The organism is Streptomyces sp. NPDC005303 (assembly GCF_040607335.1).
Taxonomy (GTDB): domain Bacteria; phylum Actinomycetota; class Actinomycetes; order Streptomycetales; family Streptomycetaceae; genus Streptomyces.
In genome coordinates this window covers 26,752-52,375 of record NZ_JBEXGM010000015.1, presented here as the reverse complement: position 1 = coordinate 52,375, position 25,624 = coordinate 26,752, and the positions used below count along the sequence as shown (strand labels likewise).

At 72.1% G+C, this 25,624-nt stretch carries 24 protein-coding genes and 1 pseudogene; 14 read left to right on the top strand and 11 right to left on the bottom strand.

Annotated elements, in window-relative coordinates; translation table 11 throughout:
• Positions 1-83: 83 nt before the first annotated feature.
• The gene (locus tag ABZT93_RS21860; protein WP_356106718.1) at positions 84-1,289 is read right to left on the bottom strand and encodes an NAD(P)/FAD-dependent oxidoreductase; all 1,206 of its coding nucleotides are present in this window, start codon (positions 1,287-1,289) and stop codon (positions 84-86) included.
• Positions 1,290-1,490: 201 nt separating this feature from the next.
• On the opposite strand from ABZT93_RS21860, the gene ABZT93_RS21855 reads away from it, so the two are divergent.
• The 4 genes and pseudogenes from ABZT93_RS21855 to ABZT93_RS21840 form a co-directional block, all read left to right on the top strand.
• On the top strand, positions 1,491-1,937 hold the full coding sequence (locus tag ABZT93_RS21855; protein ID WP_356106717.1) for a DoxX family membrane protein: 447 nt from the start codon (positions 1,491-1,493) through the stop codon (positions 1,935-1,937).
• Entirely contained in the window at positions 1,937-2,347 is a 411-nt protein-coding gene (locus ABZT93_RS21850) for an OB-fold domain-containing protein (RefSeq protein ID WP_356106714.1), read from the top strand. The genes ABZT93_RS21855 and ABZT93_RS21850 overlap by 1 nt, the downstream gene beginning before the upstream one ends.
• A gap of 292 nt (positions 2,348-2,639) precedes the next feature.
• Entirely contained in the window at positions 2,640-3,236 is a 597-nt protein-coding gene (locus ABZT93_RS21845; protein ID WP_356106712.1) for a GNAT family N-acetyltransferase, read from the top strand.
• A 31-nt stretch (positions 3,237-3,267) separates the two neighbouring features.
• Positions 3,268-3,450 (top strand): annotated as a pseudogene (locus tag ABZT93_RS21840) (GNAT family N-acetyltransferase); the annotation flags it as partial.
• Here ABZT93_RS21840 and ABZT93_RS21835 read toward each other — a convergent pair.
• From ABZT93_RS21835 to ABZT93_RS21825, 3 genes are all read right to left on the bottom strand, one after another.
• Positions 3,402-4,067 carry a pyridoxal 5'-phosphate synthase gene (locus ABZT93_RS21835; protein WP_356106710.1) on the bottom strand — a complete coding sequence of 222 codons (666 nt, stop codon included), beginning with the start codon at positions 4,065-4,067 and terminating at the stop codon, positions 3,402-3,404. The pseudogene ABZT93_RS21840 and the gene ABZT93_RS21835 sit on opposite strands and share 49 nt — an antisense overlap.
• Before the next feature lie 3 nt (positions 4,068-4,070).
• Positions 4,071-4,496, bottom strand: coding sequence for a pyridoxamine 5'-phosphate oxidase family protein (locus tag ABZT93_RS21830; RefSeq protein WP_356106707.1), 426 nt, complete (start codon positions 4,494-4,496; stop codon positions 4,071-4,073).
• Positions 4,497-4,624: 128 nt separating this feature from the next.
• Positions 4,625-5,794, bottom strand: a complete 1,170-nt coding sequence (locus tag ABZT93_RS21825; RefSeq protein ID WP_356106704.1) for an acetyl-CoA acetyltransferase — start codon at positions 5,792-5,794, stop codon at positions 4,625-4,627.
• Positions 5,795-5,875: 81 nt separating this feature from the next.
• Between ABZT93_RS21825 and ABZT93_RS21820 the strand changes: the two genes are divergently transcribed.
• On the top strand, positions 5,876-7,393 hold the full coding sequence (locus tag ABZT93_RS21820; protein ID WP_356106702.1) for an acyl-CoA dehydrogenase family protein: 1,518 nt from the start codon (positions 5,876-5,878) through the stop codon (positions 7,391-7,393).
• Positions 7,390-7,860: a nitroreductase/quinone reductase family protein gene (locus tag ABZT93_RS21815; RefSeq protein ID WP_356106699.1), complete on the top strand. Its 471-nt coding sequence runs from the start codon at positions 7,390-7,392 to the stop codon at positions 7,858-7,860. The genes ABZT93_RS21820 and ABZT93_RS21815 overlap by 4 nt, the downstream gene beginning before the upstream one ends.
• 73 nt (positions 7,861-7,933) lie before the next feature.
• Here the strand turns inward: ABZT93_RS21815 and ABZT93_RS21810 are convergent, their stop codons facing one another.
• Positions 7,934-8,581, bottom strand: a complete 648-nt coding sequence (locus tag ABZT93_RS21810) for a TetR family transcriptional regulator (RefSeq protein WP_356106697.1) — start codon at positions 8,579-8,581, stop codon at positions 7,934-7,936.
• A 123-nt stretch (positions 8,582-8,704) separates the two neighbouring features.
• Here ABZT93_RS21810 and ABZT93_RS21805 point away from each other — a divergent pair, with 123 nt between their 5' ends.
• The 3 genes from ABZT93_RS21805 to ABZT93_RS21795 all read left to right on the top strand — a co-directional run bounded on the left by ABZT93_RS21805 (position 8,705) and on the right by ABZT93_RS21795 (position 12,484).
• Complete coding sequence (locus ABZT93_RS21805) at positions 8,705-9,457, top strand: VOC family protein (RefSeq protein ID WP_356106694.1); 753 nt, start codon at positions 8,705-8,707, stop codon at positions 9,455-9,457.
• Between the two features lie 170 nt (positions 9,458-9,627).
• Positions 9,628-11,976 (top strand): serine/threonine-protein kinase, encoded by a 2,349-nt coding sequence (locus ABZT93_RS21800; RefSeq protein WP_356106692.1) that lies wholly within the window; start codon positions 9,628-9,630, stop codon positions 11,974-11,976.
• Positions 11,977-12,010: 34 nt separating this feature from the next.
• Positions 12,011-12,484 (top strand): hypothetical protein, encoded by a 474-nt coding sequence (locus ABZT93_RS21795; protein WP_356106690.1) that lies wholly within the window; start codon positions 12,011-12,013, stop codon positions 12,482-12,484.
• Positions 12,485-12,487: 3 nt separating this feature from the next.
• On the opposite strand, the gene ABZT93_RS21790 is transcribed toward ABZT93_RS21795, so the two are convergent.
• The 4 genes from ABZT93_RS21790 to ABZT93_RS21775 are packed head-to-tail and all read right to left on the bottom strand — an operon-like array spanning position 12,488 to position 15,823.
• A complete protein-coding gene (locus tag ABZT93_RS21790; RefSeq protein WP_356106688.1) occupies positions 12,488-13,456 on the bottom strand; it encodes an alpha/beta hydrolase in 969 nt (322 codons plus the stop codon).
• A 36-nt stretch (positions 13,457-13,492) separates the two neighbouring features.
• Positions 13,493-14,251, bottom strand: coding sequence for an enoyl-CoA hydratase/isomerase family protein (locus tag ABZT93_RS21785; RefSeq protein ID WP_356107002.1), 759 nt, complete (start codon positions 14,249-14,251; stop codon positions 13,493-13,495).
• Positions 14,252-14,262: 11 nt separating this feature from the next.
• The gene (locus tag ABZT93_RS21780) at positions 14,263-14,670 is read right to left on the bottom strand and encodes an OB-fold domain-containing protein (protein ID WP_356106686.1); all 408 of its coding nucleotides are present in this window, start codon (positions 14,668-14,670) and stop codon (positions 14,263-14,265) included.
• 1 nt (position 14,671) lies between these two features.
• Positions 14,672-15,823, bottom strand: a complete 1,152-nt coding sequence (locus ABZT93_RS21775; protein WP_356106683.1) for a lipid-transfer protein — start codon at positions 15,821-15,823, stop codon at positions 14,672-14,674.
• A gap of 106 nt (positions 15,824-15,929) precedes the next feature.
• Between ABZT93_RS21775 and ABZT93_RS21770 the strand changes: the two genes are divergently transcribed.
• Positions 15,930-17,486, top strand: coding sequence for a FadD3 family acyl-CoA ligase (locus ABZT93_RS21770; protein WP_356106682.1), 1,557 nt, complete (start codon positions 15,930-15,932; stop codon positions 17,484-17,486).
• A gap of 84 nt (positions 17,487-17,570) precedes the next feature.
• Here ABZT93_RS21770 and ABZT93_RS21765 read toward each other — a convergent pair whose 3' ends face one another.
• Entirely contained in the window at positions 17,571-17,750 is a 180-nt protein-coding gene (locus ABZT93_RS21765; RefSeq protein ID WP_356106681.1) for a hypothetical protein, read from the bottom strand.
• Between the two features lie 238 nt (positions 17,751-17,988).
• Positions 17,989-20,973, bottom strand: a complete 2,985-nt coding sequence (locus tag ABZT93_RS21760; RefSeq protein ID WP_356106680.1) for a BTAD domain-containing putative transcriptional regulator — start codon at positions 20,971-20,973, stop codon at positions 17,989-17,991.
• Positions 20,974-21,382: 409 nt separating this feature from the next.
• Here ABZT93_RS21760 and ABZT93_RS21755 point away from each other — a divergent pair, with 409 nt between their 5' ends.
• The 4 genes from ABZT93_RS21755 (at position 21,383) to ABZT93_RS21740 (ending at position 25,537) form a co-directional block, all read left to right on the top strand.
• On the top strand, positions 21,383-22,624 hold the full coding sequence (locus ABZT93_RS21755; protein ID WP_356106679.1) for an amidohydrolase family protein: 1,242 nt from the start codon (positions 21,383-21,385) through the stop codon (positions 22,622-22,624).
• Positions 22,621-23,538, top strand: coding sequence for an LLM class F420-dependent oxidoreductase (locus ABZT93_RS21750; protein ID WP_356106678.1), 918 nt, complete (start codon positions 22,621-22,623; stop codon positions 23,536-23,538). Before ABZT93_RS21755 ends, ABZT93_RS21750 begins: the two co-directional genes overlap by 4 nt.
• A gap of 11 nt (positions 23,539-23,549) precedes the next feature.
• On the top strand, positions 23,550-24,320 hold the full coding sequence (locus ABZT93_RS21745; RefSeq protein ID WP_356106676.1) for an SDR family oxidoreductase: 771 nt from the start codon (positions 23,550-23,552) through the stop codon (positions 24,318-24,320).
• Positions 24,321-24,418: 98 nt separating this feature from the next.
• Positions 24,419-25,537 (top strand): LLM class flavin-dependent oxidoreductase, encoded by a 1,119-nt coding sequence (locus ABZT93_RS21740; RefSeq protein ID WP_356106674.1) that lies wholly within the window; start codon positions 24,419-24,421, stop codon positions 25,535-25,537.
• The last annotated feature ends 87 nt before the right edge of the window (positions 25,538-25,624 follow it).

The following is a 25,624-nucleotide window of genomic DNA, read 5'->3' as shown; positions in this document are numbered from 1 at the left end:
TACGACGGCACACGACAACGCTCCCGTCACATCTGACACATGAGCAACGGGAGTCGTACTGAAGTGAGTTGAGGTTTTCTACGTCAGACGGGGAGCTTGGAGAGCCGACCCGCGCCGTCCTTCACCACGGTCTTCGCGATCTTCTCCGCGTCGATCGCGACCTCGCGGAAGGTCCCGCTGATGGGAGTGACGTAGCCCGTGAAATAGAGGCCGGGGGCGTTCTGTGGGGCCCGGGCGCCGTTGACGACTGGGCCCCCGTGTTCGTCGAGGATGTCGAGATGGCCGACCAGCCCCTCCAGCGATCGGGTGTACCCCGTCGCCGCGATGACCGCGTCCGGTGTGATGCGCGTGCCGTCGGCGAGCAGCACCTCGTCGTCCTCGAAGCCCTCGACGGCGGCCACGACCTCCACCCTGCCCTTGCGGATCGCGTCGATGAGGCCGACGTCCTGGACCGGGATGGCGCCCTCCTTGACCCGGCTGTACAGGCCGGTGTCGGGGCGGGGCAGGCCGTGCTGGGACAGGTCGGGCACGCTGAGCTTCGCCATGGGCCGGGCCAGCCGGTCCACGAGGCCGACCGGCAGCCGTCGTACGAGAACGCCCGTGTACTGGGCCGCCCAGCCGGCCGTGGAGCGGCGGACGATGTGCGGGGCGGTCCGCACGGACAGCCGTACCCGTGCGGCGCCGCCCTCGACCAGGTCCACGGCGATCTCGGCGCCGGTGTTGCCGACGCCGACGACGAGCACGTCACGGCCGGTGTAGGGCGCCGGGTTGCGGTACGCGCCGGCGTGCAGGAGCTCGCCCTTGTACTCCTCGCGGCCCGGCCAGTCCGGCACCAGCGGGGTGTGGTTGTAGCCGGTGGCGACGACCACCGCGGCGCCGGTCAGCTCCCGGCCGCCGGTGGCGTGCAGCAGCCAGCCGGTGCCGTCGGGGGTGCGCTCGACGCGGGAGACCTCGACGCCGGTGACGGTCTCCAGCTCGTGGAACTCCGCGTACTTCTCCAGATAGCGCACCACGTCGTCGCGGGCGACCCAGCGGCCGAAGCGGCGGGGCATCGGCAGGCCGGGCAGCGCCGACAGGCGGCGGGTGGTGTGCAGATGGAGGCGGTCGTAGTGGCGCCGCCAGGACGCTCCGACGTGCTCGGACTTCTCCAGGACGACCGCGCGGACGCCCCGGGCGCGCAGTGCGTACGCGACGGAGAGGCCGGCCGGGCCGCCGCCGATGACGTACACGGGGTGATCGGGCTGGTCGGGGCGGTCTGCGGGGGCGGGGTCGGGTGCGGAGTCGGCCATGAGCGCGAGCGTAATCAGACAGCGCGTTGATGGGTCTCGGTCAAGATGGGAATTGGTTGCGGATCGATCACGCCTGTAGGAGAAGTGCGTGGGTCGCGTGACGTAGCCCACACGGAAAGGGCCGGGGTGTCGAGTCCGTGGGGGTTCTCACCGTGAGCGCGGTCTTCCCGGACCCCGTGATCTGACGTACCGTCAGATTCCATGGACACGATCTGGCTGACCGGCGCCGAGTGGCTGGCCGTGCTGCGCATAGGCCTCGGGTTGTGGTGGCTGGAGAGCTGGCGGCACAAGGACAAGAGGACGTGGTTCGAGGGCGGCGGCATCACCTGGGCCGCGGACATCGCCGCCAAGCACCGCTGGACCCCGGTCCGCAGTGGCTTCGACGTGCTGGTGGCGCCCCGCCCGAAGACGATGGCGTACGTCGTCGCGTACGCCGAACTCGCCCTGGGCGCGGGCCTGATCCTCGGCTTCCTGACCCCGTTGGCCCTGGTCGGCGGCCTGCTCCTGAACGTCCTCTACTTCACCCTGATGATCCACGACTGGGCCGAGCAGGGGCAGAACTCGATGATGGCCCTCATCTCGCTCGTCGCCCTGTTCGCGATGTCCTGGCAGACCTGGTCGCTCGACGCCGCGCTGGGCTGGTTCTGATGGGCGCGAGGTACGACCTGCCGGAGACGGACGCCTTCACACAGACCTACTGGGACGCGGCGGCGCGCGGCGTCCTGTTGCTCAGGCGCTGTGGGACCTGCGACCGAGTCCACCACTACCCCCGCGAGTTCTGCCCGCGCTGCTGGAGCGAGGACGTCTCCTGGACCGCGGCGACCGGCCGGGCCACGCTCCACACCTGGTCCGTCGTCCACCGCAACGACCTCCCGCCCTTCAAGGACCGCACGCCGTACGTCGCCGCGGTCGTCGATCTCGTCGAGGGGCCCCGGATGATGACGGAGCTGGTCGACTGCGTGTACGAGAACCTGCGGGCCGGGCTGGACCTGGAGGCGGTGTTTCCGGACGGGGTGCCGAGGTTCAGGCCGGTGGGGCCGGTTCGGCGGTTTGAGTAACCGGGTCGGGCGGTGCTCCGTGGTCCTTGGTGATGCCCCGCCGCCTTTCGTCGAGGGCCGTGGGCCGGGGGGATCTGGAGGGGGCGTTTCCGGACGGGTGCCGAAGTCAGGCCCGTGTGCCGGTTCGGGCGGCTTGAGTGACTGGTCGGGCCGTGCGTGCTCCGTCGTCCATGGCGACGACTGCCGCCCTTCGTCGAAGCCCTCAGCCCGGCCTGGACCTGGAGGCCGTGTTTCCGCACGGGGTGCCGGAAATCAGGCCGCGCCGGACGACCAGGGCGGTTTGAATGGGCGGATGACCCATGTCGATGATCAGCACCGTATACGCCCCTTCACTCCGCTGCACGGGCACGGCCTGCGCCTGTGCGAGTGGGACGCGGACTCCGATGCCCAGGCCGAGGACTGGCTGCGAGCTTCGCTGGATCCCGAGTTCGGGCGCTGGAACACACCTCTCACGCCCGTCCACGACCTCGACGGCGCCCGTGCCGCCCTGCGACACAGGGCCGAGCAGGCGGCGCAGGGCACGAGCGCGTCGTACCGGATCACGGACGAGTCGAACGGTGCGACCCTCGGGCACATCGGCGTCAATGTGATCGACCACGTCTTCCGCACCGCCCGCGTCGGCTACTGGGTGCTGCCCGAGGCCCGTGGCCGGGGAGTCGCCACCCGCGCCCTGCGCCTGGCCGCCCACTGGGCCCTCACCGACCTCGGCCTGCACCGCCTGGAACTGGGCCACGCCCTCGGCCACGGCGCCTCCTGCACCGTCGCCGAACGCTGCGGCTTCCGCTACGAGGGCACGCTGAGGGGAGCGATGTTCGAGGCGGGCCGCCGCGACGCGTTCCGCGACGTGCACCTGCACGCCCGGCTGGCGACGGATCCGCAGCCCTCGTAATCCGCGGGACGCCTGGCACACCGAGGGCCTCGACGTCAGCCGGCTCGCCCGGGCGCGCGGCGCCGACGAGGTGCTGCTCTTCACCGATCTGGCCAACCCGACCAGCAACGGCCTCTATCAGCGCATCGGCTACCGGCCGGTGGCGGACTTCGCGGTGTACGGCTTTCAGGGCCAGAGCAGTTCCCGGCCCCAGCCACCGTCCGTGCGACGGTAGGTGAGCCGTACGTGCCGCCTGCGTTCGTCCCCCTGGAAGAACTCCACCTCCTCGGGCACGAGCCGGTACAGCGTCCAGGACGGGACGGGTGCCGCGGGCTCCCGCGCCGCCCGCTCCCACGCCTCCTCGGACGCTCGCGCCAACTCGTCGAGAGAGCCCAGGACCTCGCTCTGCCGGCCGGTGAGTGCGGCGGCCAGCGCGCCGGTCGAGCGGGCGTGCAGATCAGCGGCCGCCTCGGGGGAGGGCGCGGCGGTCACCGGCCCCCGCACCCGCACCTGCCGGCCGAGGACCGGCCAGTAGAAGCCGAGGGCGGCGTACGGCCGTACCGTCAACTGGCCGCCCTTGCGGCTGTGGGAGTGGCTCGCGAAGGCCCAGCCGTCCTCGTCCGCGCCGTGCAGCATCACGGTCCGTACGTCAGGCCGGCCCGCCGCGTCCGCCGTCGCGAGGGACATGGTGTGCGGCTCGGTCTGCCCGGCGGCCACCGCCTCCGTGAACCAGGCGGTGAACAGTTCCAGCGGGGTCGCGGGCGCGGCGGCGGGGTCGAAGGAGGGCAGCGAGGTGACCTCCGGGTCCCACACCCGCAGCGATCTGAGCAGCTCGTGAAGATCCGTTGCCATGCCTCAGACGGTACCGAGGTCGGACGTCACCCATCGCTCGGGCCGCATCCGGACGATCACCTGCTCGCCGTGGTTCTTCGAGGCGAACTCCACGTACCCGTCCACCTTCTCGGCGGGCAGGTAGCGGGCGGAGATCTCCTGGAGGTCTTCGAGGGTGCCCGGCCGGGTGTCGACGACCGGTCCCTCGACGGACACGTAACGGATGGTGGGCTCGACGCGCTCGACCAGCAGGGAGAAGCGACCGGCCGCCCGGATCAGCTCGTGCTTGCGGGAACCGGCGCCAGTCATGATCCAGATGTCCCCACCGGGCGTGTACTGGTACCAGATCGGCACAGCGAGCGGGGCGCGCCCCTCTCCCGCGTCGACCGCCAGCGCGGCGACATGCGGTTCGGCCAGGAACTGTTCACGTTGTGCGCGAGTCAGGGCCATACAGCGCAGGGTACTGGGGCCGTCGGAGGGAAGGGGGCCCGGTCACCCGGCCGGTCCGTGGGACAGAGGCCGCCAGGACCGGGCCCGGCCGACGCAACGGCGGCCGTCGGGGTGGCGCGCCTCGTGCCCTAACGCCCCAGCACCACCGTCCCCGACGAGCAGAACCAGCCCCCCGTCCCGGACGCCACCGCCAGCCCCGGCGCCGACCCGTCCCGGCGCCGCACCTGCCGGGCGCCCGCCTCCCCACGCAGCTGCCGTACGGCCTCCACCAGCAGGAACAGCCCCCGCATGCCAGGGTGTTGGGCGGACAGGCCACCGCCGTCGGTGTTCACCGGCAGGTCCCCGCCCTCGACCTTCAGCCGCCCCTTCGCCACGAAGGAACCGCCCTCGCCCTTCCCGCAGAAGCCGAGATCCTCCAGGGTCACCAGCGTCATGTAGGTGAACGCGTCGTAGATCTCGGCGAGTTCGATCTCCCCCGGGCGCACGCCCGCCCGCTCGAAGGCCAGCCGTCCGCTCACCGCCGCCGGGGACACCGTGAAGTCGGGCCACTCGGACATGCTGACGTGCGAGACGTACTCCCCGGTGCCGAGCACCCAGACCGGAGCGGTACGGCAGTCCCGTACGTACTCCTCGGCCGTGAGCAGCACCGCCGCGCCGCCGTCGGAGCGGATACAGCAGTGCAGCTTGGTGAAGGGGTCCGCGATCATCGGGCCGGCGAGGACGTCGTCGACGGTGATCGGGTCGCGGAACATCGCCTCGGGGTTGAGGCCGGCGTTCGCGCGGGCCTGTACCGCCACCTCCGCCAACTGCTCGATCGTCGTGCCGTGTTCGATCATGTGGCGGCGGGCCGCCATCGCGTACTTGGCGATCAGGGTGTGGCCGTAGGGCACCTCGAACTGGAGCGGTCCGCGGGCGCCGAAGGAGAGGGTGCCGGTGCGGCGGCCCGCCTTGATGTCGGCGCGGGCCGTGGAGCCGTAGACCAGCAGGACCGCGTTGGCGTGTCCGGCGGCGATCGCGTCGGCCGCGTGGGCCGCCATGACCTCCCAGGTGGAGCCGCCGACCGAGGTCGAGTCGACCCAGGTGGGGCGAAGGCCCAGGTACTCGGCAATCTCGGCGGGGGCGAGGGTGCCGGTGCCGGCCGAGGCCAGGCCGTCGACCAGCCCGTGGTCCAGGCCCGCGTCGGCGAGGGCGCGGCGGGCGGCCTGGGCGTGCAGGGCGTAGGGGGTCGTGCCGTCCACGCGGCCGCAGTCGGCCAGGGCCACGCCGGCGATCGCGACTTTCCGGCTCCCGGGGGGCATGAGGGCCTCCTGCCTCTGGGCATCTGGTGCGGGCGCTCCTAATATGACGGACCGTCAGATCGGGAGGGAAGAGGAAGAGCCATGGACGCTCGCTTCACCGCCGAACAGGACGAGATCCGGGGTGCGTTGCGGGAACTGCTGCGGAGGCGGTGCGGGCCCGCGGAGTCGAGGAGCGCGGCCGACACTCCGGCCGGGTACGACCCGGCACTGTGGACGGCCCTCGCGCAGCAACTGGGACTGCCCGGGCTGGCGCTTCCCGAGCGGTACGGCGGGGTGGGGTGCTCGGCCACCGAACTGGCGCTGGCCTGCGAGGAGACGGGCCGGGTACTGGCGGCCACCCCCCTGCTGGCCACGGCCGTCCTCGCGGCCCCCCTGGTACTGGCCCTGGGCACGGACGCCCAGCGCACGGACCTGCTGCCCCGCATCGCGTCGGGTGCCCTGACGGCGACCCTGGCCGCACCACCGGGTACGGCCCTCGCCCTGACCGGCGACAACAGCGGCGACTGGGCCGGGGGCGGACGAGCGGGCGGAGTCCAGGCCCGCCCTGTCCGCGGCACGGGCGCGAGCGGCGCCCCTGGAGGACCGGGCGCAGCCCCAGCGGGGCGCTCGGCCCTGCCCCCGGCGGATGCCGGCCCCGGGGAGCTGGACGCTGCCTCGGTGGGACCCGCGGCGGATGCCGGCCCCGGAGGATCAGGCGCCGTCCCAGCGGGGGGCTCGGCCCCACCCCCGGTGGATGCCGCCCCCGGGGAGCCGGGCGTCGCCTCGACGGGACGGTCGGGCGCGGTCGCGGCGCGGCAGCCGAGGGCCGCCGTCGGGCAACCGGCAGCCGCGTCGGAGCAATCGGCGCCCGCGGCGGAGCGTTCGGCCGCCGGGGCGGCCCCGGGTGCAGGCGGCTGGCGGCTCTACGGACAGGTGGATCAGGTCCTCGACGGGCACAGCGCCGGTCTTCTTCTCGTCGCCGCCCATGCCGGAGGATTCGCCCGATCCCGGACCCTCCTCTTTCTCGTCCGCGGCGATGCCCCCGGGCTCCTGCGCACCCGGCAGACCACCCTTGACGCCACTCGCCCCCAGGCACGCGTCCAACTCCGGGACGTGGAAGCCGAACTGCTCGGGTCCGACGACGGGGCCGAGGTGCTCGGGGCCCTCGCCCGCACGGGAGACACCGCCGCGGCCGTTCTCGCCTGCGAAGCCGTGGGGGCCGCCGACCGTGCGCTGGAGACGACCGTCGAGTACGTCAAGCAACGGGAGCAGTTCGGACGGGCGATCGGCTCCTTCCAGGCCGTCAAGCACCGGCTCGCCGATGTGTACGTCCAGCTCCAAGCGGCCCGTTCCGCCGCCTACTTCGCCGCCTGGGCCGCCGTTCACGACGAGCAGCGGGTCGGCGGCCTCGCCCTCGCCCAGGCCCTGGAGGCGCTGCGGACCGCCGCCGCCGAGGGGATCCAGCTGCACGGGGGCATCGGGTTCACCTGGGAGCACGAGGCGCAGCGGTACTTCAAGCGCGCCACCGCGGACGAGCTCCTCTTCGGACCGGCGCACCGACTGCGGGCGCACGCCGCGGAGGCGGCACGGCTCTTCGAGCGGACGGAGGTGGCGGTGTGATCGGGGCGCGGATCGTCCAGAAGGTGTCGTCGACGCGCGGCTTCGCCAAGGTCGCTCCCCATGTCGTCCCGGCCCTGGACCGGGCCGTGCACCGGCTCACCCGGGGGAGGGTCCTGCTCAGCGCGCAGATGCTGCCGGGGGTGATCCTCACCTCGACGGGGGCGCGGAGCGGACTGCCCCGGCGGACCCCGCTCGCCTGCATGCCCGAGGACGACGGCCGCACCTGGATCCTCATCGGCTCCAACTTCGGCCGCGCCGGTCACCCCGCCTGGACCGCCAACCTCATCGCCCACCCGGACGCCGAGGTCAGCTGGAAGGGCACGGACGTCCCGGTCACGGCGACCCTGCTGACGGGGGAGGAGCGGGCGGCCGTATGGAAGACCGCGCTGGCGTTCTGGCCGCCGTACGCCACCTATCAGGCGCGGGTCGAGCGGGAGATACGGCTGTTCAGGATCGTCCGCAGGTGACCCCGGACGCACGACAGGCGGCCGTCCACTCGTGTGAACAGCCGCCCGCCAGACAGGACTCGAAACAGGGACGCTACTTCGTCGGCTTCCTGCCGGTCACGCCCAGGTGCACCAACAGCGCCAGATTCGGCTTGAGTTCGGCCTGCTTGACTCCCCAGCTCTGGAAGCCCTTCTGGTGCGAGGCCACCGCCGCGAGCATCGCGACGAGTGAACCGGCGACCGCGGCCGGGTTGACGTCCTTGTCGACCCTGCCCTTGGACTGGAGCTCGGCGACCGCGTCCGCGAGGGAGTTGTTCACGGAGTTGAGGATCTTCATGCGGATCTTGTAGAAGCGCTTGTCGCCCTCGGCGGCCCCGAGATCGACCACACGCAGGATCGCGTCGTTCTTGCGCCAGAACTCCAGGAAACCGTCCACGAGTTCCTGCGCGGTCTGCCAGCCCGCCTTGCCGACCCACGACCGGCCTTCGAGCAGCTGCGTCAACTGGCCGCCCTCGGTGGCCATTTGCTCGGCAACCTCCAGGACGGCGCCCTCGACGTCCGGGAAGTACTGGTAGAAGGTCGCGGGTGAAGTGCCCGCCTTCCGGGCGACATCGATGACTTTGACGTCCCGGTAGGGGGAGGAGCTGAGCATCTCGCTGAGGCAGTCGAGCAGCTTCTGCCGGGTCGCCTGCCCACGCCGGCCGGCCACACGGCCGTCGACGGTACGCACTTGTCCTGTCATGCCGTCAGCTTACCGAGGGGTGATCGGAGCGCGATTCGGCCGACTGCAAATGGGGTGCGCGGGGCCCGGGAGACGGGTGTGCCTGGTCCTGCGGGGTGCGTGCGTCGCCGTTACTTTGACGGTATGGCCGAAAACAGGGCATCCGCAGACGGAACGGGATACGGCGAGGGCGTCCCCTGCTGGGTGGACGCCCAGCTGCCCGACGTGGCCGCCGGGAAGCGGTTCTACGGTGAGCTCTTCGGATGGACCTTCGAGGACGCCCACGGGGGTTCGGTGTGGGCCCATCACAAGGGCCGCCCCGTCGCCGCCCTCGCCCACAAGGCGGACGGCCGCATGCCCACCGTGTGGACGGTCTACTTCGCCACCCCGGACATCGAGAACCTCGCCGACCGGATCTGGGCGGCCAGTGGACAGGTCGTCACCGCGCCCGTGCCGGTCGGTGAGCTGGGCACGTCCGCGCTGGTCACCGACCCGGAGGGGGCCGTTTTCGGCCTCTGGGAGCCGGGCAGCCACTCCGGCTTCGGCGCCCGGCGCGAGCCCGGCACCTTCGCCTGGGCCGAGCTCTACGCGCGCGACACCGAGGCCGCCAACACTTTCTACGGCGGGCTTTTCCACGACGCCCTCTTCGGACCCGAGGCGCACCCCGACTTCGGCCGGGCCCTCGTCTCCGACGTCTTCCCCGCCGAGATGCCGCCCCACTTCCTCGTGCACTTCGCCGTCGAGGACTGCGAGAGCGCGCTCGGGACGGTCAGCCGGCTCGGCGGACGGGTCCAGGCGCCGCCATTCGAGACGTCGTACGGAAATGTGGCCGTCGTCACCGACAATCAGGGAGCGTCGTTCGCCATTCTGGAGCGGTCGGAGCGATCGGAGCGGTAGAAGGTTCCGCTTTGAGGTGAGACACCCCATTTGACCTCGGGTTCGCCACCAGGCCTCCGGCCAGGAAGAATCAGGGTTGCGTGCCGCCATGGCGGTTCGGTGGTGAGACGCTGCACGGGGTCGCGTACATATGTGGGTGGCGCGGCTTGTACGGGGAGGTGGCAGGCAGAGTGGTGGATCAGCTGACGCAGCACGATCCGCGCAGGATCGGGCCGTTCGAGGTGCTGGGACGGCTCGGTGCGGGCGGCATGGGGCTGGTCTATCTCGCGCGCTCGGCGTCGGGCCGGCGCGTGGCGATCAAGACGGTCCGTACGGAGCTCGCCGAGGACCAGCTCTTCCGCGTCCGCTTCACCCGCGAGGTGGAGGCGGCCCGGGCGGTCTCCGGCTTCTACACGGCGGCCGTGGTCGACGCCGACCCGCGCGCGGCCGTGCCGTGGCTGGCCACCGCGTACGTCCCCGCGCCCTCCCTCGAAGAGATAGTGAACGAGTGCGGGCCGCTCCCGGCCCAGGCGGTGCGCTGGTTCGCGGCGGGCGTGGCCGAGGCCCTCCAGTCCATCCACGGCGCGGGCCTGGTCCACCGCGACCTCAAGCCCTCCAACGTCCTGGTGGTCGAGGACGGCCCCCGGGTGATCGACTTCGGCATCGCGTCCGGTGTCTCGAACACCCGTTTGACGATGACCAACGTCGCCGTCGGCACCCCCGCCTACATGTCGCCCGAGCAGGCCAAGGACTCCCGCAGCGTCACCGGCGCCAGCGACGTCTTCTCGCTCGGCTCCATGCTGGTCTTCGCCGCCACCGGCCACCCGCCCTTCCACGGCGCCAACCCGGTCGAGACGGTCTTCATGCTGCTGCGCGAGGGCCCGGACCTGGAAGGCCTCCCGGACGAGCTGCGTCCGCTCATCGAGTCCTGCATGCAGATGGACGCCACCGCCCGCCCCAACCCGGCCGACCTCCAGGCCCAGCTGGCACCCCACCTCTTCGGCTCCGGCTCCGACGACAGCGGTACGGCGTCGGCGTGGCTGCCCGAGAAGGCCGTCACGATGATCGAGTCGAGGCGCGGTGGCCGCCCGGCGCCCACCCAGGCCGTCGGCGCCCGCGGCGGAGGCGGCCGCCCCGCCGTACCGCCGCCGCCCTCCTACGACCCGCCTCAGCCCGCGCCCGTGCCCGTCGGCGCTCCCGACACCGGCCCGGTGCGTCTCGCCGGTGCCCAGGTGCCCATCGGGCCGGGACCGCGCGTCGCCGACGCCCGGGCCGCCGCGGTGAAGGCACCCCCGCCGGAGGCCGGCCTGGTCGCCTCCTGGTCCCGGCCGCGCCCCGGCGTCAACGGCACCGACGCCGCCGTGGGCCCGGCCGTACCGGCGCCCCCGCCCGTGCCGCCGGAGACCGCGGCCGGCTGGCGGCCCTGGCGGTTCCGCATGTCGAACGACGTGTGGGGCACCCCGGCCGTCGCCGGGGACCTCGTCTACGTCACCTCCTTCGAGGTGCACGCCCTGGACGTCGGCACCGGCCGCCGCCGTTTCAAGACACGGGACGTGGCCTGGTCGATGGCGGTCGCGGACGGCCGTATCCACGCCTCCGACGGCCCCACCCTCTTCGCGCTCGACGCCCGCGAGGGCGCCGACCAGTGGCGGCTGAACACCGACGCCTGGGTGTACTCCCTGAAGGCCGAGCGGGGCACGGTCGTCACCGGCACGCGCGGCGGCGGCGTCCAGGCGTGGGACGCCGCGGGCGGCCAGAAACTCTGGGAGATCTCCGGCTGTCAGACCGACTTCGAGTCCCCCGAGGCCGGACCCGCGCTCCACGAGGGCACGGTCTACGTCTGGCAGGAGGGCCGCCTGCGCGCCCTGGACGCCCGCACCGGCGAGGAGCGCTGGGCCTTCCCCATCGGTGACGCGGCCTCCTGCGGCGGCGTGCCGGTCCGGGTGGCCCAGGCCCACGACGGGTTCGTGTACATCTCGGCCGGGACGCGCGTCATGGCCCTCGACGTGGTGAGCGGACGGGTGCGCTGGCACTTCGAGGCCCCGGCGGTCTTCCTGTGCCCGCCGACCTTCGTGCCGGGGGCCGCGGTGACGGGCGGCGGGGTGTACCTCGCCGACTACCTCGGCACCGTCTACGCCCTCGACGCGACCGACGGCCGCGACCGCTGGCGCATCGCCACCGAGGCCCGGGCGTCGGTCGAGCCGGTGCTGGTGGCCGCGGGCCATGTCCACGTGGGCAGCGGCAAGGGCCTGTACACGCTGGACGCCGTCACCGGCACGCCGAAGTGGCGGTTCCAGGCCGGCGGGGACATCGTGGGGGCGCCCGCGGTCGCCGAGGGCCGTATCCACTTCGGGTCCACCGACCATCTGCTCTACACCCTGAAGGCCGACGACGGCCGCCTGCGCTGGAAGCTCGCGACCGGCGGGGAGATCACCGGGTCGCCGGTGGTCAGGGACGGGGTCGTGTACGCGTGCAGCAAGGACCGCTGCGTGTACGCCCTGGACGCGGAGAAGGGGACGGGGACCGCCAGGGCCACCTGATCGGGATGTCGGTGGCCCCCGTTAGGGTGATCCCATGCATTCACGGGGGCGGGTTCTCAGGTTCACGGCGGTCATGGCGACGGTGGTCCTCGCGCTGACGGGGTTCTCCAGCGGTCACAAGAGCAGCGGGCGGCACAGGAGCCACAGTGACGGGGACAGTGGCGGGGGATGCAGCAGCTCCAGCCAGAACCACGACAGCTACACACCCCGGACCACCAGCACCCGCCGTGCTTCGGCGCTCCAGGACGGCTCGGCCGTGCTGGTGAGCTGTGCGACGAAGGCGACTCCCTACGCCACGGTCGAGGTCAGCAACCCGAACAGCCGTCAGGCCACCTTCGAGGTGGAGTTCTCCTTCACCGACGCCTCCGGCGGGACGCTGAGCTCCGGGGACAAGCAGATCTCGGTGTCCGCGAGAGGCACGTCGAGGATCCAGGTGCCGGCGAGTCGGGCCGTTCTGGCGAAGCTCGACCACTGCCTGGTCGAGCCGGAAGCCGACCTGGTGAACTGACCGTCAGCCCCGCAGCCCGGTCAGGAAGCCGACCATCGCCGCGTTCACCTCGGCCGGGCGTTCCTGCTGGGTCCAGTGACCGCAGCCCGGCAGCAGGACCGGGTCGCGGACCAGGTTCGGCATCAGTTCCGGCAGGCGCTCGATCAGTTCCGGGGTGCCGGGGAACGCGGGGACCAGGTCCCGGTCGCCGTACATGTACAGGGCGGGCGGGGTGACCCTCGCGCCGTGCCAGGGCGCCGTCAGCTCCCAGTTGCGGTCCAGGTTGCGGTACCAGTTGAGGGCGCCGGTGAAGCCCTTGGCGAAGCTCTCGGCGAGTTCGTCGAGGTCCTGCTCGGTGAGCCAGTCGGGGAGCACCTCGGGGTCGGGCATGTCCGCGAGCCAGCCGCGGTCCAGGTCGGTCACCAGGGCCTGCTCGTAGCGCCCGCCGCCCTCGCCGTCGCCCGAGGCGCCGACCAGCAGCCTGCGCAGGGCGGAACGGGGGTCGGCGCCGAACTCGGCGTCTGCCACCCCGGGCTGGTTGAAATAGTTCCAGTAGAAGTGCCCGTCGAACCGCTCCCGCATGGTCGCCAGCGGCGGCCGCTCACCCCGGAACGGTGGCGGCACGCTCAGCCCCGCCACCCCGCGCACCACATCGGGCCGCAGCAGCGCGGTGTGCCACGCGACCGGCGCCCCCCAGTCGTGCCCGACGACGAACGCCGTCTCCTCGCCCAGCGCGTGGACGAGACCGACGACATCCCCGACCAGGTGGAGGATGCTGTACGCCGACACGTCCTCGGGGTGGTCGCTGGTGCCGTATCCGCGCTGGTCGGGTGCGACCACCCGGAATCCGGCGGCGGCCAGCGGGCCGAACTGGTGGCGCCACGAGTGCCAGGACTCCGGGAAGCCGTGCAGCAGCACGACGAGCGGTCCCTCGCCCTCCTCCGCGATGTGCAGCCGTATACCGTTCACGTCGACCATGCGGTGTTCAACCATGGGGTGAGCATACGCCTGTACAGGACACCGAAATTGCTAACGCAACCTGAATGCGGCCTGCCGGGAACGGAACAGTTCGCTCTGCCGGTCCAGGGGCAGGTTCCCGAGCGCGATGAGATGCGGCGCCTGCGCGAACCCCTGTGCCACGGCGGTCTCCTTGGCCGCCCAGAGCGCGCGGACGGTGCCCTGCACCCCCTCCGTCGGGTACCCGGCGATCACCGACGCGGCAGCGGTCGCGGCCGCCGACGCCCCGCCCGGCTCGGTGAGTTCGGTGACCAGTCCGATGGCGTGGGCGCGTTCGGCGGAGAGCCGTTCCGCCGTCCCCATGAGCGCCGTCCGCGCGGCCTCCCCGTGCGGCATCAGCTGCGCCATGAGCACCGACTCGTAGGCGCTGACCATCCCGTAGGTGGTGTGCGGGTCGAAGAAGGTGGCGTTCGGGTCGGCGACGAGGAAGTCGCACTCGCCGAGGAGGTAGAAGGCCCCGCCGCAGGCCATTCCGTTCACGGCGGCGATGACCGGCTTCCAGAGGTCGTTGGACTTCGGGCCGACGTGCAGAAGCGGATCGTCCGCCATGTAGGGGGAGTCCGGCTGCGGCACCTCGGCGTCCCGGTCGAGGCCGGTGCAGAAGGCCCGCTGCCCGGCACCGGTCAGGACGACCGCCCGTACGGTGTCGTCGAAGCGCAGCTCCCGCCACACCCCGACGAGTTCGTCCCGCAGGGCCAGGTCGATGGCGTTGTGCCGGTGCGGCCGGTCGAGGGTGACGACCGCTACCCCGGTGTCCTTGTCGGCGGTCATCCGCAGGCCGGTCACGCCAGCACCCACTGCGGAAGTCCGTCGGAGAACACCACGTGCACCCGGGCGCCGATCCGGATCCGTTGCGGATCAAGGGAGTTGAGCGGCGCCCCGGCCGCGGTGACCAGATTGCCGACCAGCCGTACCCGCGGCGCCTCCTCCAGTTCGACCACGATCACGTTGTACGGCGCCTGCGCCGCGTAGTCGGGGAGCAGGGGCGGGTGCGGGACGACGTAGGACCAGATGCGGCCGCGCCCGGAGACCGGACGCCACTCGGTGCCGAAGGACCGGCAGTGCGGGCAGCAGGGCCGGGGCGGGAAGCGGGGTTCGCCGCAGTCGGCGCAGACCTGGACGCGCAGTTCGCCCCGGGCGGCGTACTGCCAGAAGGGGGCGCCCGTGGAGTCCTTCACCGGTTCGAGCATGTCAGCTCCTGTTGGTCAGCAGCAGGGCGGAGGTGGGGACGCCCTCGCCGGCGGTGACGAGGCAGGTCGCGGCGTCCGGCACCTGGGCGGTGCTGGCCCCGCGCAGCTGCCGTACGCCCTCGTCGATGAGGTTGAAGCCGTGCACGTAGGCCTCGGACAGCCCCCCGCCCCCGGTGTTGATCGGCAGTCGTCCGCCGATCTCCAGGGCACCGCCCTCCGTGAAGGCGCCGCCCTCCCCGCGACCGCAGAAGCCGTAGCCCTCCAGGGAGAGCGGGACGAGGGCGGTGAACGCGTCGTAGATCTGGGCCACGTCGACGTCCTGCGGGGTGAAGTCGGCGTGTTTCCACAGGTGTCGGGCGGCCGTCCAGGCGGGTCCGGTGAGCGGGTCGTCGTTCCAGTAGTTGACCATGCCGTGATGCTGGGCGGGCAGGCCCTGGGCGGCGGAGTGGACGTAGACGGGGGTGTTCGGGCAGTCCCGGGCGCGCTCCCGGCTGACCAGCACACAGGCCAACGCCCCGTCCGTCTCCAGGCAGTTGTCGAAGAGGCAGAGCGGTTCGCTGATCCAGCGGGAGGTCATGTACATCTCGCGGGTCAGGGGGCGGTCGTACATGATCGCGGCGGGGTTCTGGTTGGCCCGGTTGCGGCAGGCGAGGGCGACGTTGAAGAGGTGGTCGCGGGTCGCGCCGTACTCGTGCATGTAGCGGCGGGTGAGCATCGCGATCTCGTCGGCCGGGCGGAGCAGGCCGAAAGGTCTCGTCCACTGGGCGGGGGTGGGGAGCTGGACGGTCGTGTTCGTCCAGGGGCGGGGGCCGGACCCGCGCTTCCGCGAGCGCCAGGCGACCCCGACCGTGGCCTGGCCGCTCGCTATCGCCGCGGCGAGGTGGGCGACCGTCGCGCACGAACCGCCGCCGCCGTAGCCGACCTTGCTGAAGAAGGTGAGGTCGCCGAAGCCGACGGCCTTCGCCAGTTCGACCTCGTCCGTCTCCTCCATGGTGTACGAGGCCAGGGCGTCGACCTCGCCCGGGTCGATCCCGGCGTCGTCGAGGGCGGCGAGCACGGCCCGGCAGGCCAGGGTTCTCTCGTCCTCGGCGAGTCGTCTGGCGAAGGGAGTCCGTCCGATGCCGACGATCGCCGTGGCGTCCTTGAGGGTCACGCTGCACGCACCTCCGCACACTGTGAGGCCTGCTGACAGCCCGTCAGGCTACAGCTAATCTGACGGATAGTCAGCTAACGCAGTTTCCGCTTTCGGGGAGGCCGATGTGGAGTGGCGGAGCATCCCGGAGCTGGTCGGCTGGGCCGCGCGGCGGTACGCCGCCACGGAGGCGGTCGTCGAGGGCCGTAACCGGGTCACCTACGGCGAGTTGGGCGCCCGCGTGGAGCGGGCGGCGGCCGCGTGCGTGGCGAACGACGTACGGCCCGGCGACCGGGTGGCCGTCTGGGCTCCCAACTCCCTGGACTGGATGGTCGCGGCGCTGGGCGCGGTGTCGGCCGGGGCGGTCCTGGTGCCCCTCAACACCCGCTTCAAGGGCACCGAGGCCGCGGACGTGTTACGCAGGAGCGGGACCCGGCTGCTGTTCGTCACCGGCACCTTCCTGGGCACGTCGTACGTGGCCTCCCTGCGCCGGGCGGTCGCGGAGGGACCGGGGCTGCCGGACCTGGAGCAGGTGGTGGTGCTGTCGGACGACGCCCCCGCCGACTACCGCACCTGGAAGGAATTCCTGGCGAGCGGGGACGCGGTGGGGGAGGCGGAGGTGCGGGCGCGGGCCGCCGCCGTGGCCCCCGACCGGCCCTCGGACATCGTCTTCACGTCCGGCACGACGGGCCGCCCCAAGGGTGCGGTGATCACCCACGAGCAGACCCTGCGGGCGTACGAGGTCTGGTGCGAGCTGGCCGGGTTGCGGCACGGCGACCGCTACCTGATCGTCAACCCCTTCTTCCACACCTTCGGCTACAAGGCCGGGGTGATCGCCTGTCTGATGCGCGGGGCGACGATGATCCCGCAGCCGGTGTTCGGCGTGGACACCGTGCTGGCGAACATCGCGGCGGAACGGGTCTCGGTGCTGCCGGGCCCGCCCACCCTCCACCAGTCCCTCCTGGACCACCCGGCGCGCACCTCCCACGACCTGTCCGCCCTGCGCCTGGTGGTCACGGGCGCGGCGGTGGTGCCGCTCAGACTGGTCGAGCAACTCCACGGCGAGCTGGGCGTGGAGACGGTCCTGACCGCGTACGGCCTCTCGGAGGCGAGCGGCATCGTGACCATGTGCCGGCGCGGCGATCCGCTGCCGGTGATCGCGTCGACCTCCGGGCGGGCCATCCCCGGCACCGAGGTGCGGGTCGAGGCGCCGGACGGGGAGCCCGGTGAGGTCCTGGTCCGCGGGTTCAACGTGATGCGCGGCTACTACCAGGACGAGGCGGCCACCGCGGAGGCGGTGACCGAGGACGGCTGGCTGCGCACCGGCGACATCGGCGTCCTGGACGCGGCGGGCAACCTGCGGATCACCGACCGGCTGAAGGACATGTTCATCGTCGGCGGCTTCAACGCGTACCCGGCGGAGATCGAGCAACTGCTCGGCCTGCACCCGGCGGTGGCCGACGTGGCGGTCGTCGGTGTGCCCGACGCGCGGCTGGGCGAGGTCGGCAGGGCGTACGTGGTCCGCCGCCCCGATGCGGTCCTGACCGCCGACGACCTGATCGCCTGGGCCCGCCGGGAGATGGCCAACTACAAGGTGCCGCGGACCGTGGAGTTCGTGGCGCGGCTGCCGAGGAACGCGAGCGGGAAGGTGGTCAAGGGCGAACTGCGCCGGGGACCGGCCTGAACGGCCGGCCCCCGGACACGCCTCGGCCGCGGCGGCTCCCCCTCCGCGCCGCCGCGGCCGATCCCCGTGCGGGAAGGAGTCCGGTCAGACGGGCTCGTCCGTGGCGTGGATGTTGTCCGTGCCGGCCTCGGCCGTGCCCTCGTCCGCCTTGAGCGCGGCGGCCTTGAGCGGCTCGCTCGTGGCGTGGATGTTGTCCGTGCTCACCGGCGTCTCGTCCTCGACGTCGGTGGCGTGGATGTTGTCGGTGGTGTTCTTGTCGCTCATGGGACTGCCTCCCCTGACAGTTCGGATGCTGATCTGTTGCCCGGCCCGGCGACTCCCCCGAGGGTCGCCGGGCCGGTGGTGCGACCGCACACCGTAGTGCAACGGTCCAGGTCGACCCGCCTGCCCCCCGACGCGACGGAACGACAGGACGAGAGTGCCTGTCGGCGATAAACGAATGATGAACGTCCGCTCCCCGGCCTCCCGGCCCCTCCCGTCCCGGCCCCCGGGAAGGTCGCTCCTAGGCGAGTGCGAGCGGTGAGAGCAGGGCCCGCACCGAGTCCGCCTCGGGGGCGTCGAGGGCCTCGAAGAGGTCCAGGGCCTCCCGCCAGCAGACCTGCGCGCGGCCGGGCTGGCCGATGCCGCTCAGGGCGTGGCCGAGGACCACGAGGACGTTGGCCCGGCGCCAGTCGCCGCCGATGCCGCGCAGCACGGTCAGGGCCGTCTCGGCGTTCGAGGCGGCCTGCGCCGGTCGCAGCGCGGTCAGGTCGGCCTCCGCCAGGCGGAACATGGACATGCCCTCCCACAGGCGCTGACGGCTGTCCTGGAACACCGTCAGGGCCTCCTGGAGGCGCTCGGTCGCCTCACCCAGCCTGCCGTGCTGGGTGAGCGCGAGGCCCAGCGCGTAGCGGGCGTTGGCGCCCTTGAGGGCGTGGCCCATGGCGTCGTACATCTCCATGCCCTGCCGGGCCAGCGAGACCGCTGTCTCGGTGCGGCCGCCCGCCAGGTGGATGCGGGAGAGGTTGCACAGGGCGCTCGCCTCGCCGGTGGGGTCGTCGCAGGCGCGGAAGCCCTCGATGGCGCTGGTGAGATGGGCCTCGCCGTCCTCGTTGCGGCTCTGGTAGACCGCGATCACCCCGAGGATGTTGTTCGCCCAGCTGCCCGCCAGCGGATCACTGGAGGCGACGGTCAGTTCGTGGGCGCGGGCGGCCTCCTCGTCGGCCAGGTCGAAGCGGCCGGTGACGCTGTGGGCGTAGGCCAGCGTGATCAGCGCCCGGGCCTCCGCCGCGGAGTCCCGGGCCTCGCGCGCGGCCTCTCGCAGGGCCGAGGCGACACCTTCGTACGCCTTGGAGTTGGTGCCGGACTCCGCCAGGTCCACGGCGGCCCACAGGAGGTCGACCGCGCGTCGCAGGAAGCCGGACCCGGCGGACTGGCGTACGCACGCGAGGAGCGACACCGCTTCCGCGTACAGCCAGTCCTGTGCCGCGTGCCGGTCGGCGAAGACCAGCCCCGGGTACTCCGGGGTGGCCAGATGGTCCACCAGCCGGTCCCCGGGCCGTTCGATCAGGTACACACCCGCGACGGTGGCCAGGTAGAAGTCGAGGAGCCGGGACAGGGCGGCCGCCCGCTCGCTGGGCGGCCACTCGTCGCGTTCGGCGCACGCACGCGCGTAGAGCCGTACGAGATCGTGGAACCGGTAGCGGCCGGGCGCCGCCGACTCCAGCAGTGAGGTGTCGACGAGGGCCTCCAGGAGGTCCTCGGTGTCCTCGACGGGAAGATCCAGTACGGCGGCGGCCGCGGCCAGCGAGATGTCCGGGCCGTCGGCGAGGCCCAGCAGCCGGAACGCGCGGGCCTGGGCGGGCTCCAGCTGGCCGTAGCCGAGTTCGAAGGTGGCCTTCACCGCGAGGTCACCGGCCTGGAGTTCGTCGAGGCGCCGGCGTTCGTCGGCGAGCTTCGCCGCGAGGACCGAGACCGTCCAGGTGCGGCGGGCCGCCAGACGGGAGGCGGCGATGCGGATGGCGAGCGGGAGGAAGCCGCAGGCGGCGACCACGTCGAGGGCGGCCTTGCGCTCGGAGGCGACCCGCTCCTCGCCGACGATCTTCGTGAAGAGCTGGAGTGCCTCGTCGGGGGACATGACGTCCAGGTCGACCAGGTGGGCGCCGGCGAGGTCGACCATCCGGACCCGGGAGGTCACGAGGGCCGCGCAGCCCTCGGTGCCCGGCAGCAGGGGCCGCACCTGGGCCGCGTCGCGCGCGTTGTCGAGCAGGACGAGGACCCGGCGGCCGTCCAGGACCGAGCGGTACAGGGCGGCCCGTTCCTCCAGGGAGCCGGGGATCGCCGAGTCGGCGGTGCCGAGGGCTCTGAGGAAGGCGCCGAGGACCGTCTCCGGGTCGGCGGCCCGGGCGCCGGCACCCTGGAGGTCGACGTAGAGCTGTCCGTCGGGGAAGGCGGCACGGGACTGGTGGGCCACGTGCACGGCCAGCGTGGTCTTGCCGACGCCGCCGATGCCGGCCAGCGCGGAGACCGCCATCACCCGGCCCTCGGAGCCGGATGCGAGCACCTCGCTCAGTTCGGTGACGAAGGCGGCGCGACCGGTGAAGTCCGGGACGGTCGCCGGTAGTTGCGCGGGGCGGACGGGGGCGGCGACCGGTTCGGGCTGCGGGGAGGAGGGTTCCGCGAGGCCGGGGTCGGCCTGGAGGATGCGCTGCTGGAGCTCGCGCAGACCGGCGCGGGGGTCGACGCCGAGTTCGTCGGCGAGCAGGCGGCGGGTGTCGGCGTAGACGGCGAGGGCCTCCGCCTGCCGGCCGCTGCGGTACAGGGCGAGCATGAGCAGCTCCCTGAGCCGCTCGCGCAGGGGGTGCTCGGCGGTGAGAGCGGTGAGTTCGGAGACCGCCTCCGCGTGGCAGCCCTGCTCCAGGTCCATGTCGAGGCGGGATTCGAGGAGTTGCAGCCGCCACTCCTCCAGCCGCACGCGCTGTGCCTCGGCGTACGGTCCCGGCACCCCCGCCAGCACCTCGCCGTCCCACAGCCCCAGCGCCCGGGTCAGGGCGTCCCGCGCGTGGCACAGGTCCCCGGCGCTTCTGGCCTTCTCCGCCTCGGTGGCCAGTTCCTGGGCGGCGACGAGGTCCAGCGCGTCCTCGCCGAGCCCGCGGATCGCGTAACCGCCGGACTCGCTGACCAGGATCCCGGGGTCGAGGATCTTGCGGAGCCGGGAGGCGTACGTGCGCACGGCGGCCAGCGCCTGGGACGGGGGCTCCTCGCCCCACAGGGCGTCGATCAGCTCGGCGGCGGTCGCGGTACGGCCCTCACGCAGCAACAGGGCGGCGAGCAGGGCGCGTTGCTGGGGGGAGCCGGTGTTCAGCAGTTCCTCGCCGCGCCGGGCGCGCACCGGGCCGAGCACGCGGAAGCACAGCGGCGCGGGTTCCCCCGCGGCACCCGTGTCCTGCCCGGCCCCCGCCGAGGAGCCGGGGCGCCTCTGCTCCGGCACCCGCGGTACACCGTCCATCGCCGTCCCCCTCGGGCCTGTTTACAACCCCGTCAGTCTGCCTTGTCCATGGCGGATGCGTCAGCTGTGGAGAGCCTGATCACAGGAGGACGCGCGGGATATCACAAGCCCTTCGCGCTCTCTTCGCACACTTCCGCACAGGACCGCTCGCGACGACCCCGCCGGCACCCACCTCCCGACACGACACCGGGAGCGGGGCGGACGGTTCCGGACGGACTCGCTCATGGGTGCCGGGTGCCGAGTGCCCGGTTGCCGGTGGCTACGCCCGGGCCTCCGCGGGGGGGCGTCCGGGGCCCGTCGGTCGCGCGGGCGGACCCGCCTGCCGTCCTCCAACCGGCCGGGGCCACCTCCAACGCCGGTACAACGCCCCGCGCACGCAGAGCTGACGGGTCGTCAGATCGGCGCTACCGTGAGCGCCATGGAGACCACGACGGCACTTCCGAAGATCATCTCCGTCGACGACCACACGGTGGAGCCCTCCGACGTCTGGCAGAACCGGCTCCCGAAGAAGTACCTCGACACCGGCCCCCGCGTAGTCCGCGCCCCGCTGAAGGAGATCAGCTTCCTCGGCGGCCGCTTCAAGCCCGTGATGGGCGCCCCCGGCGAGGACGGCCCCCTCGGCGACTGGTGGCTGTACGAGGGACTCCAGCGCCCCCTCACCCGCCTCGACACCGCGGTCGGCTACAGCAGGGACGAGATCAAGCTGGAGGTCATCACCTACGAGCAGATGCGCCCCGGCTCCTACGACGTCCCGCAGCGCCTCGCCGACATGGACGTCAACCACGTCCAGTCCGCCGTCTGCTTCCCGACCTTCCCGCGCTTCTGCGGCCAGACCTTCACCGAGGCCGAGGACCACGAACTGGGCCTGCTGTGCGTCCAGGCCTACAACGACTGGATGGTGGAGGAGTGGTGCGGCCCCGACGCGCAGGGCCGGCTCATACCGCTCACCCTCATCCCGCTGTGGGACGCCGAACTGGCCGCCGAGGAGGTCCGCCGCAACGCCGCCCGCGGGGTCCGCGCCGTCGCCTTCTCCGAGATACCCCCGCACCTGGGCCTGCCCTCCGTCCACTCCGACGACTGGGACCCCTTCCTCGCCGCCTGCGACGAGACCGGCACGGTCATCTCGATGCACATCGGCTCCAGCAGCCGTATGCCCTCCACCTCCGCCGACGCCCCGCCCGCCGTCGGCTCCACGATCACCTTCGCCAACTGCTGTTTCTCGATGGTCGACTGGCTGATGAGCGGCAAGTTCGAGCGCTTCCCGAACCTCAAGGTCATGTACGCCGAGGGCCAGATCGGCTGGATCCCCTACATCCTGGAGCGCGCCGATGTCGTCTGGGAGGAGAACCGCGGCTGGGGCGGCGTCGCCGACAAGGTCCACCGCCCGCCGTCGGAACTGTTCACCGAGCACGTCTACGGCTGCTTCTTCGACGACGCCTTCGGGCTGAAGAACCTCGACTCCATCGGCGTCGGCAACGTCCTCTACGAGACCGACTACCCCCACTCCGACTCCACCTGGCCGAAGTCCCGCGAGGTCGGCGAGGCCCAGATGGGACACCTGGACGCCGAGGTGGTCGAGCGGATCGTGCGCGGCAACGCCATCGAGCTGCTCGGTCTCACCCCGGACGGCCTGTGGGGCGGACCGCGGTGACCGAGTACGGCATCCAGCTCCCCGTCCAGTCCCAGAGCACGATCTACGCCGAGCCCTGGGAGGCAGCCGCGGGAGCCGGGGATCTCGCCGAGGTGGCCCGGGCCGCCGACCGTGCCGGGTTCGCGTACATCGCCGCCTGCGACCACGTGGCGATCCCGCGCCGCCTCGCCTCCGCGATGAGCACGGTCTGGTACGACCCGGTCGCCACCCTCGCCTACCTGGCGGGCGTGACCGAACGGGTGCGGCTGCTCAGCCATGTGGCCGTCGTCGGGCTGCGACACCCCCTCCTCACCGCCAAGCAGTACGCCACCCTCGACCATCTCAGTGGCGGACGGCTGATCCTCGGGGTCGGCGCGGGACACGTCCAGGAGGAGTTCGAGGCGCTCGGGGCCGACTTCGCCGGACGCGGGGCCGTCCTCGACGAGTCGGTCGACGCGCTGCGAAAGGCCCTCGGCCCCGACGAGTTCCCCGAACACCACGGCAAGCTCTACGACTTCGCCGACCTCGGCCAGCGTCCCCGGCCCACCCAGTCCCACGTCCCGGTGTGGGTCGGGGGCTCCTCCCCGGCCGCCGTACGCCGGGCCGCCCTCAAGGGGGACGGGTGGCTGCCCCAGGGGGACCCCCGGGACCGGCTGCCCGCGCAGATCGAGCGGATACGGCGGCTGCGGGCTCAGGCGGGCCTGGACGGGCCGTTCACCGTCGGGGCCATCGCCGAGCCGCTCTACCTCGGCACGCCCACCTGGGACGTCGGCCGTCGGACGCTCAGCGGCACGCCCGAGGAACTCGCCGAGTCCCTGCGCGCCTACCGCGCGATGGGCGTGGACCAGATCCAGGTGCGCTTCCGCAGTCGTGACCGCCAGGAACTCATCGACCAGATCTCGGCGTTCGGCGCCGACACCGCCCCCCACCTCTGAGGAGTCACCGCATGGGCAAGCTGGACGGACGTGTCGTGCTCGTCACCGGCGCGGCGCGCGGGCAGGGGGAGCAGGAGGCCCGGCTGTTCCGCGAGGAGGGCGCCGAGGTCGTCGTGGGGGACGTGCTGGACGAGCAGGGGAAGGCGCTCGCCGAGGAGATCGGGGCGCTGTACGTGCACCTCGACGTGGGTCAGGAGGCCGACTGGCGGCGGGCGGTACGGGCCGCCGTGGAGGAGTACGGGCGGGTCGACGGGCTCGTCAACAACGCCGGCATCCTGCGCTTCAACACCCTTCTCGACACCCCCCTCGACGAGTTCATGCAGATCGTGAACGTCAACCAGGTCGGCTGCTTCCTCGGCATCAGGGCCGTCGGGCCGGTCATGTCCGACGGGGGCACGATCGTGAACACCGCCTCCTACACCGGGGTGACCGGGATGGCGGGCGTGGGCGCCTACGCGGCCTCCAAGCACGCGATCGTCGGGCTCACCCGGGTCGCCGCGCTGGAGCTGGCACCGCGCGGTATCCGGGTCAACGCCATGTGCCCCGGCGCCGTCGACACCGCGATGTCCAACCCGGCCGTCCTGGACCCGTCGGCGGACGGGGCGGAGGCCTCCCGGGGGCTCGACCGGTTCTACCGCAAGATCGTGCCGCTCGGCCGGATCGGGCGGCCGGAGGAGGTGGCGGCGCTCGCGCTGTTCCTGACCTCCGCCGACTCGTCGTACATCACCGGGCAGCCGTTCGTGATCGACGGCGGCTGGCTCGCGGGAGTCAGTGTCATCTGACTGACCGTCAGCTATTGACCCTCCATGCCGGTGGTGCCACAGTCACATCGAAACTGACGATCCGTCAGAAATATTCGGACCGGGGATGGTGACCCGCCTTGGAATTCGGGCTCTTTGTACAGGGATACGTGGGCAAGCGCGCCGAGACCGACCCGCTGGCCGAGCACAAGGCGCTGATGGAGGAGACCGAGTACGTCATCCAGGCGGACCGGTCCGGCTTCAAGTACGCCTGGGCGTCCGAGCACCACTTCCTGGAGGAGTACTCGCACCTCTCCGCCAACGACGTGTTCCTGGGCTACCTCGCGCACGCCACCGAGCGGATCCACCTGGGGTCGGGCATCTTCAATCCGCTCGCCCAGGTCAACCACCCCGTGAAGGTCGCCGAGAAGGTGGCCATGCTCGACCATCTCACCGAGAACCGCTTCGAGTTCGGCAGCGGGCGCGGGGCCGGCTCGCACGAGATCCTCGGCTTCATCCCCGGGGTGACCGACATGAACTACACCAAGGAGATCTGGGAAGAGACCATCGCCGAGTTCCCCAGGATGTGGCTCCAGGACGAGTACGTCGGCTTCCAGGGCAAGCACTGGCAGCTCCCGCCGCGCAAGGTGCTGCCCAAGCCGTACGGCAAGTCGCACCCCGCGATGTGGTACGCCGCCGGGTCGCCGCCGTCGTACGCCATGGCCGCGCGCAAGGGGCTCGGGGTGCTGGGCTTCAGCGTGCAGAAGGTCTCCGACATGGAGTGGGTCCTGGAGCAGTACAAGACGGCGGTGGTCGACGCCGAGCCGATCGGGGACTTCGTCAACGACAACGTGATGGTGACGACCACGGCGATCTGCGCGCCGACGCACGCCGAGGCGATCGAGATCGCCGTGCGCGGGGGGCTGCACTATCTGCCGTCCCTGGTGTTCAGGTACCACGACACCTTCCCGCGGCCCGAGGGGTTCCCCGTATGGCCGGAGACCCTGCCCGAGTACACCGCCGAGTTCGTCGAACTCCTCATCGAGGAGGAGCTGCTGATCTGCGGTGACCCGGACGAGGTGGTCCGCCAGTGCAAGCGGTGGGAGCAGGCCGGGGCGGACCAGCTGAGCTTCGGGCTGCCGGTTGGGGTGCCGAAGGAAGAGACGCTCCAGACGATCCGGCTCATCGGGGAGCACGTGATTCCGAAGATCGACACGGATCCTGTGCATCGGACTACGCGGTTCCGTCAGGGGGCTTGAGCATTCGTCGGCGGGTGCGGGTTCGTTGCGGCTGGTCGCGCAGTTCCCCGCGCCCCTAGGTGGGCATCCCGGCCCCTGTCCAAGGAG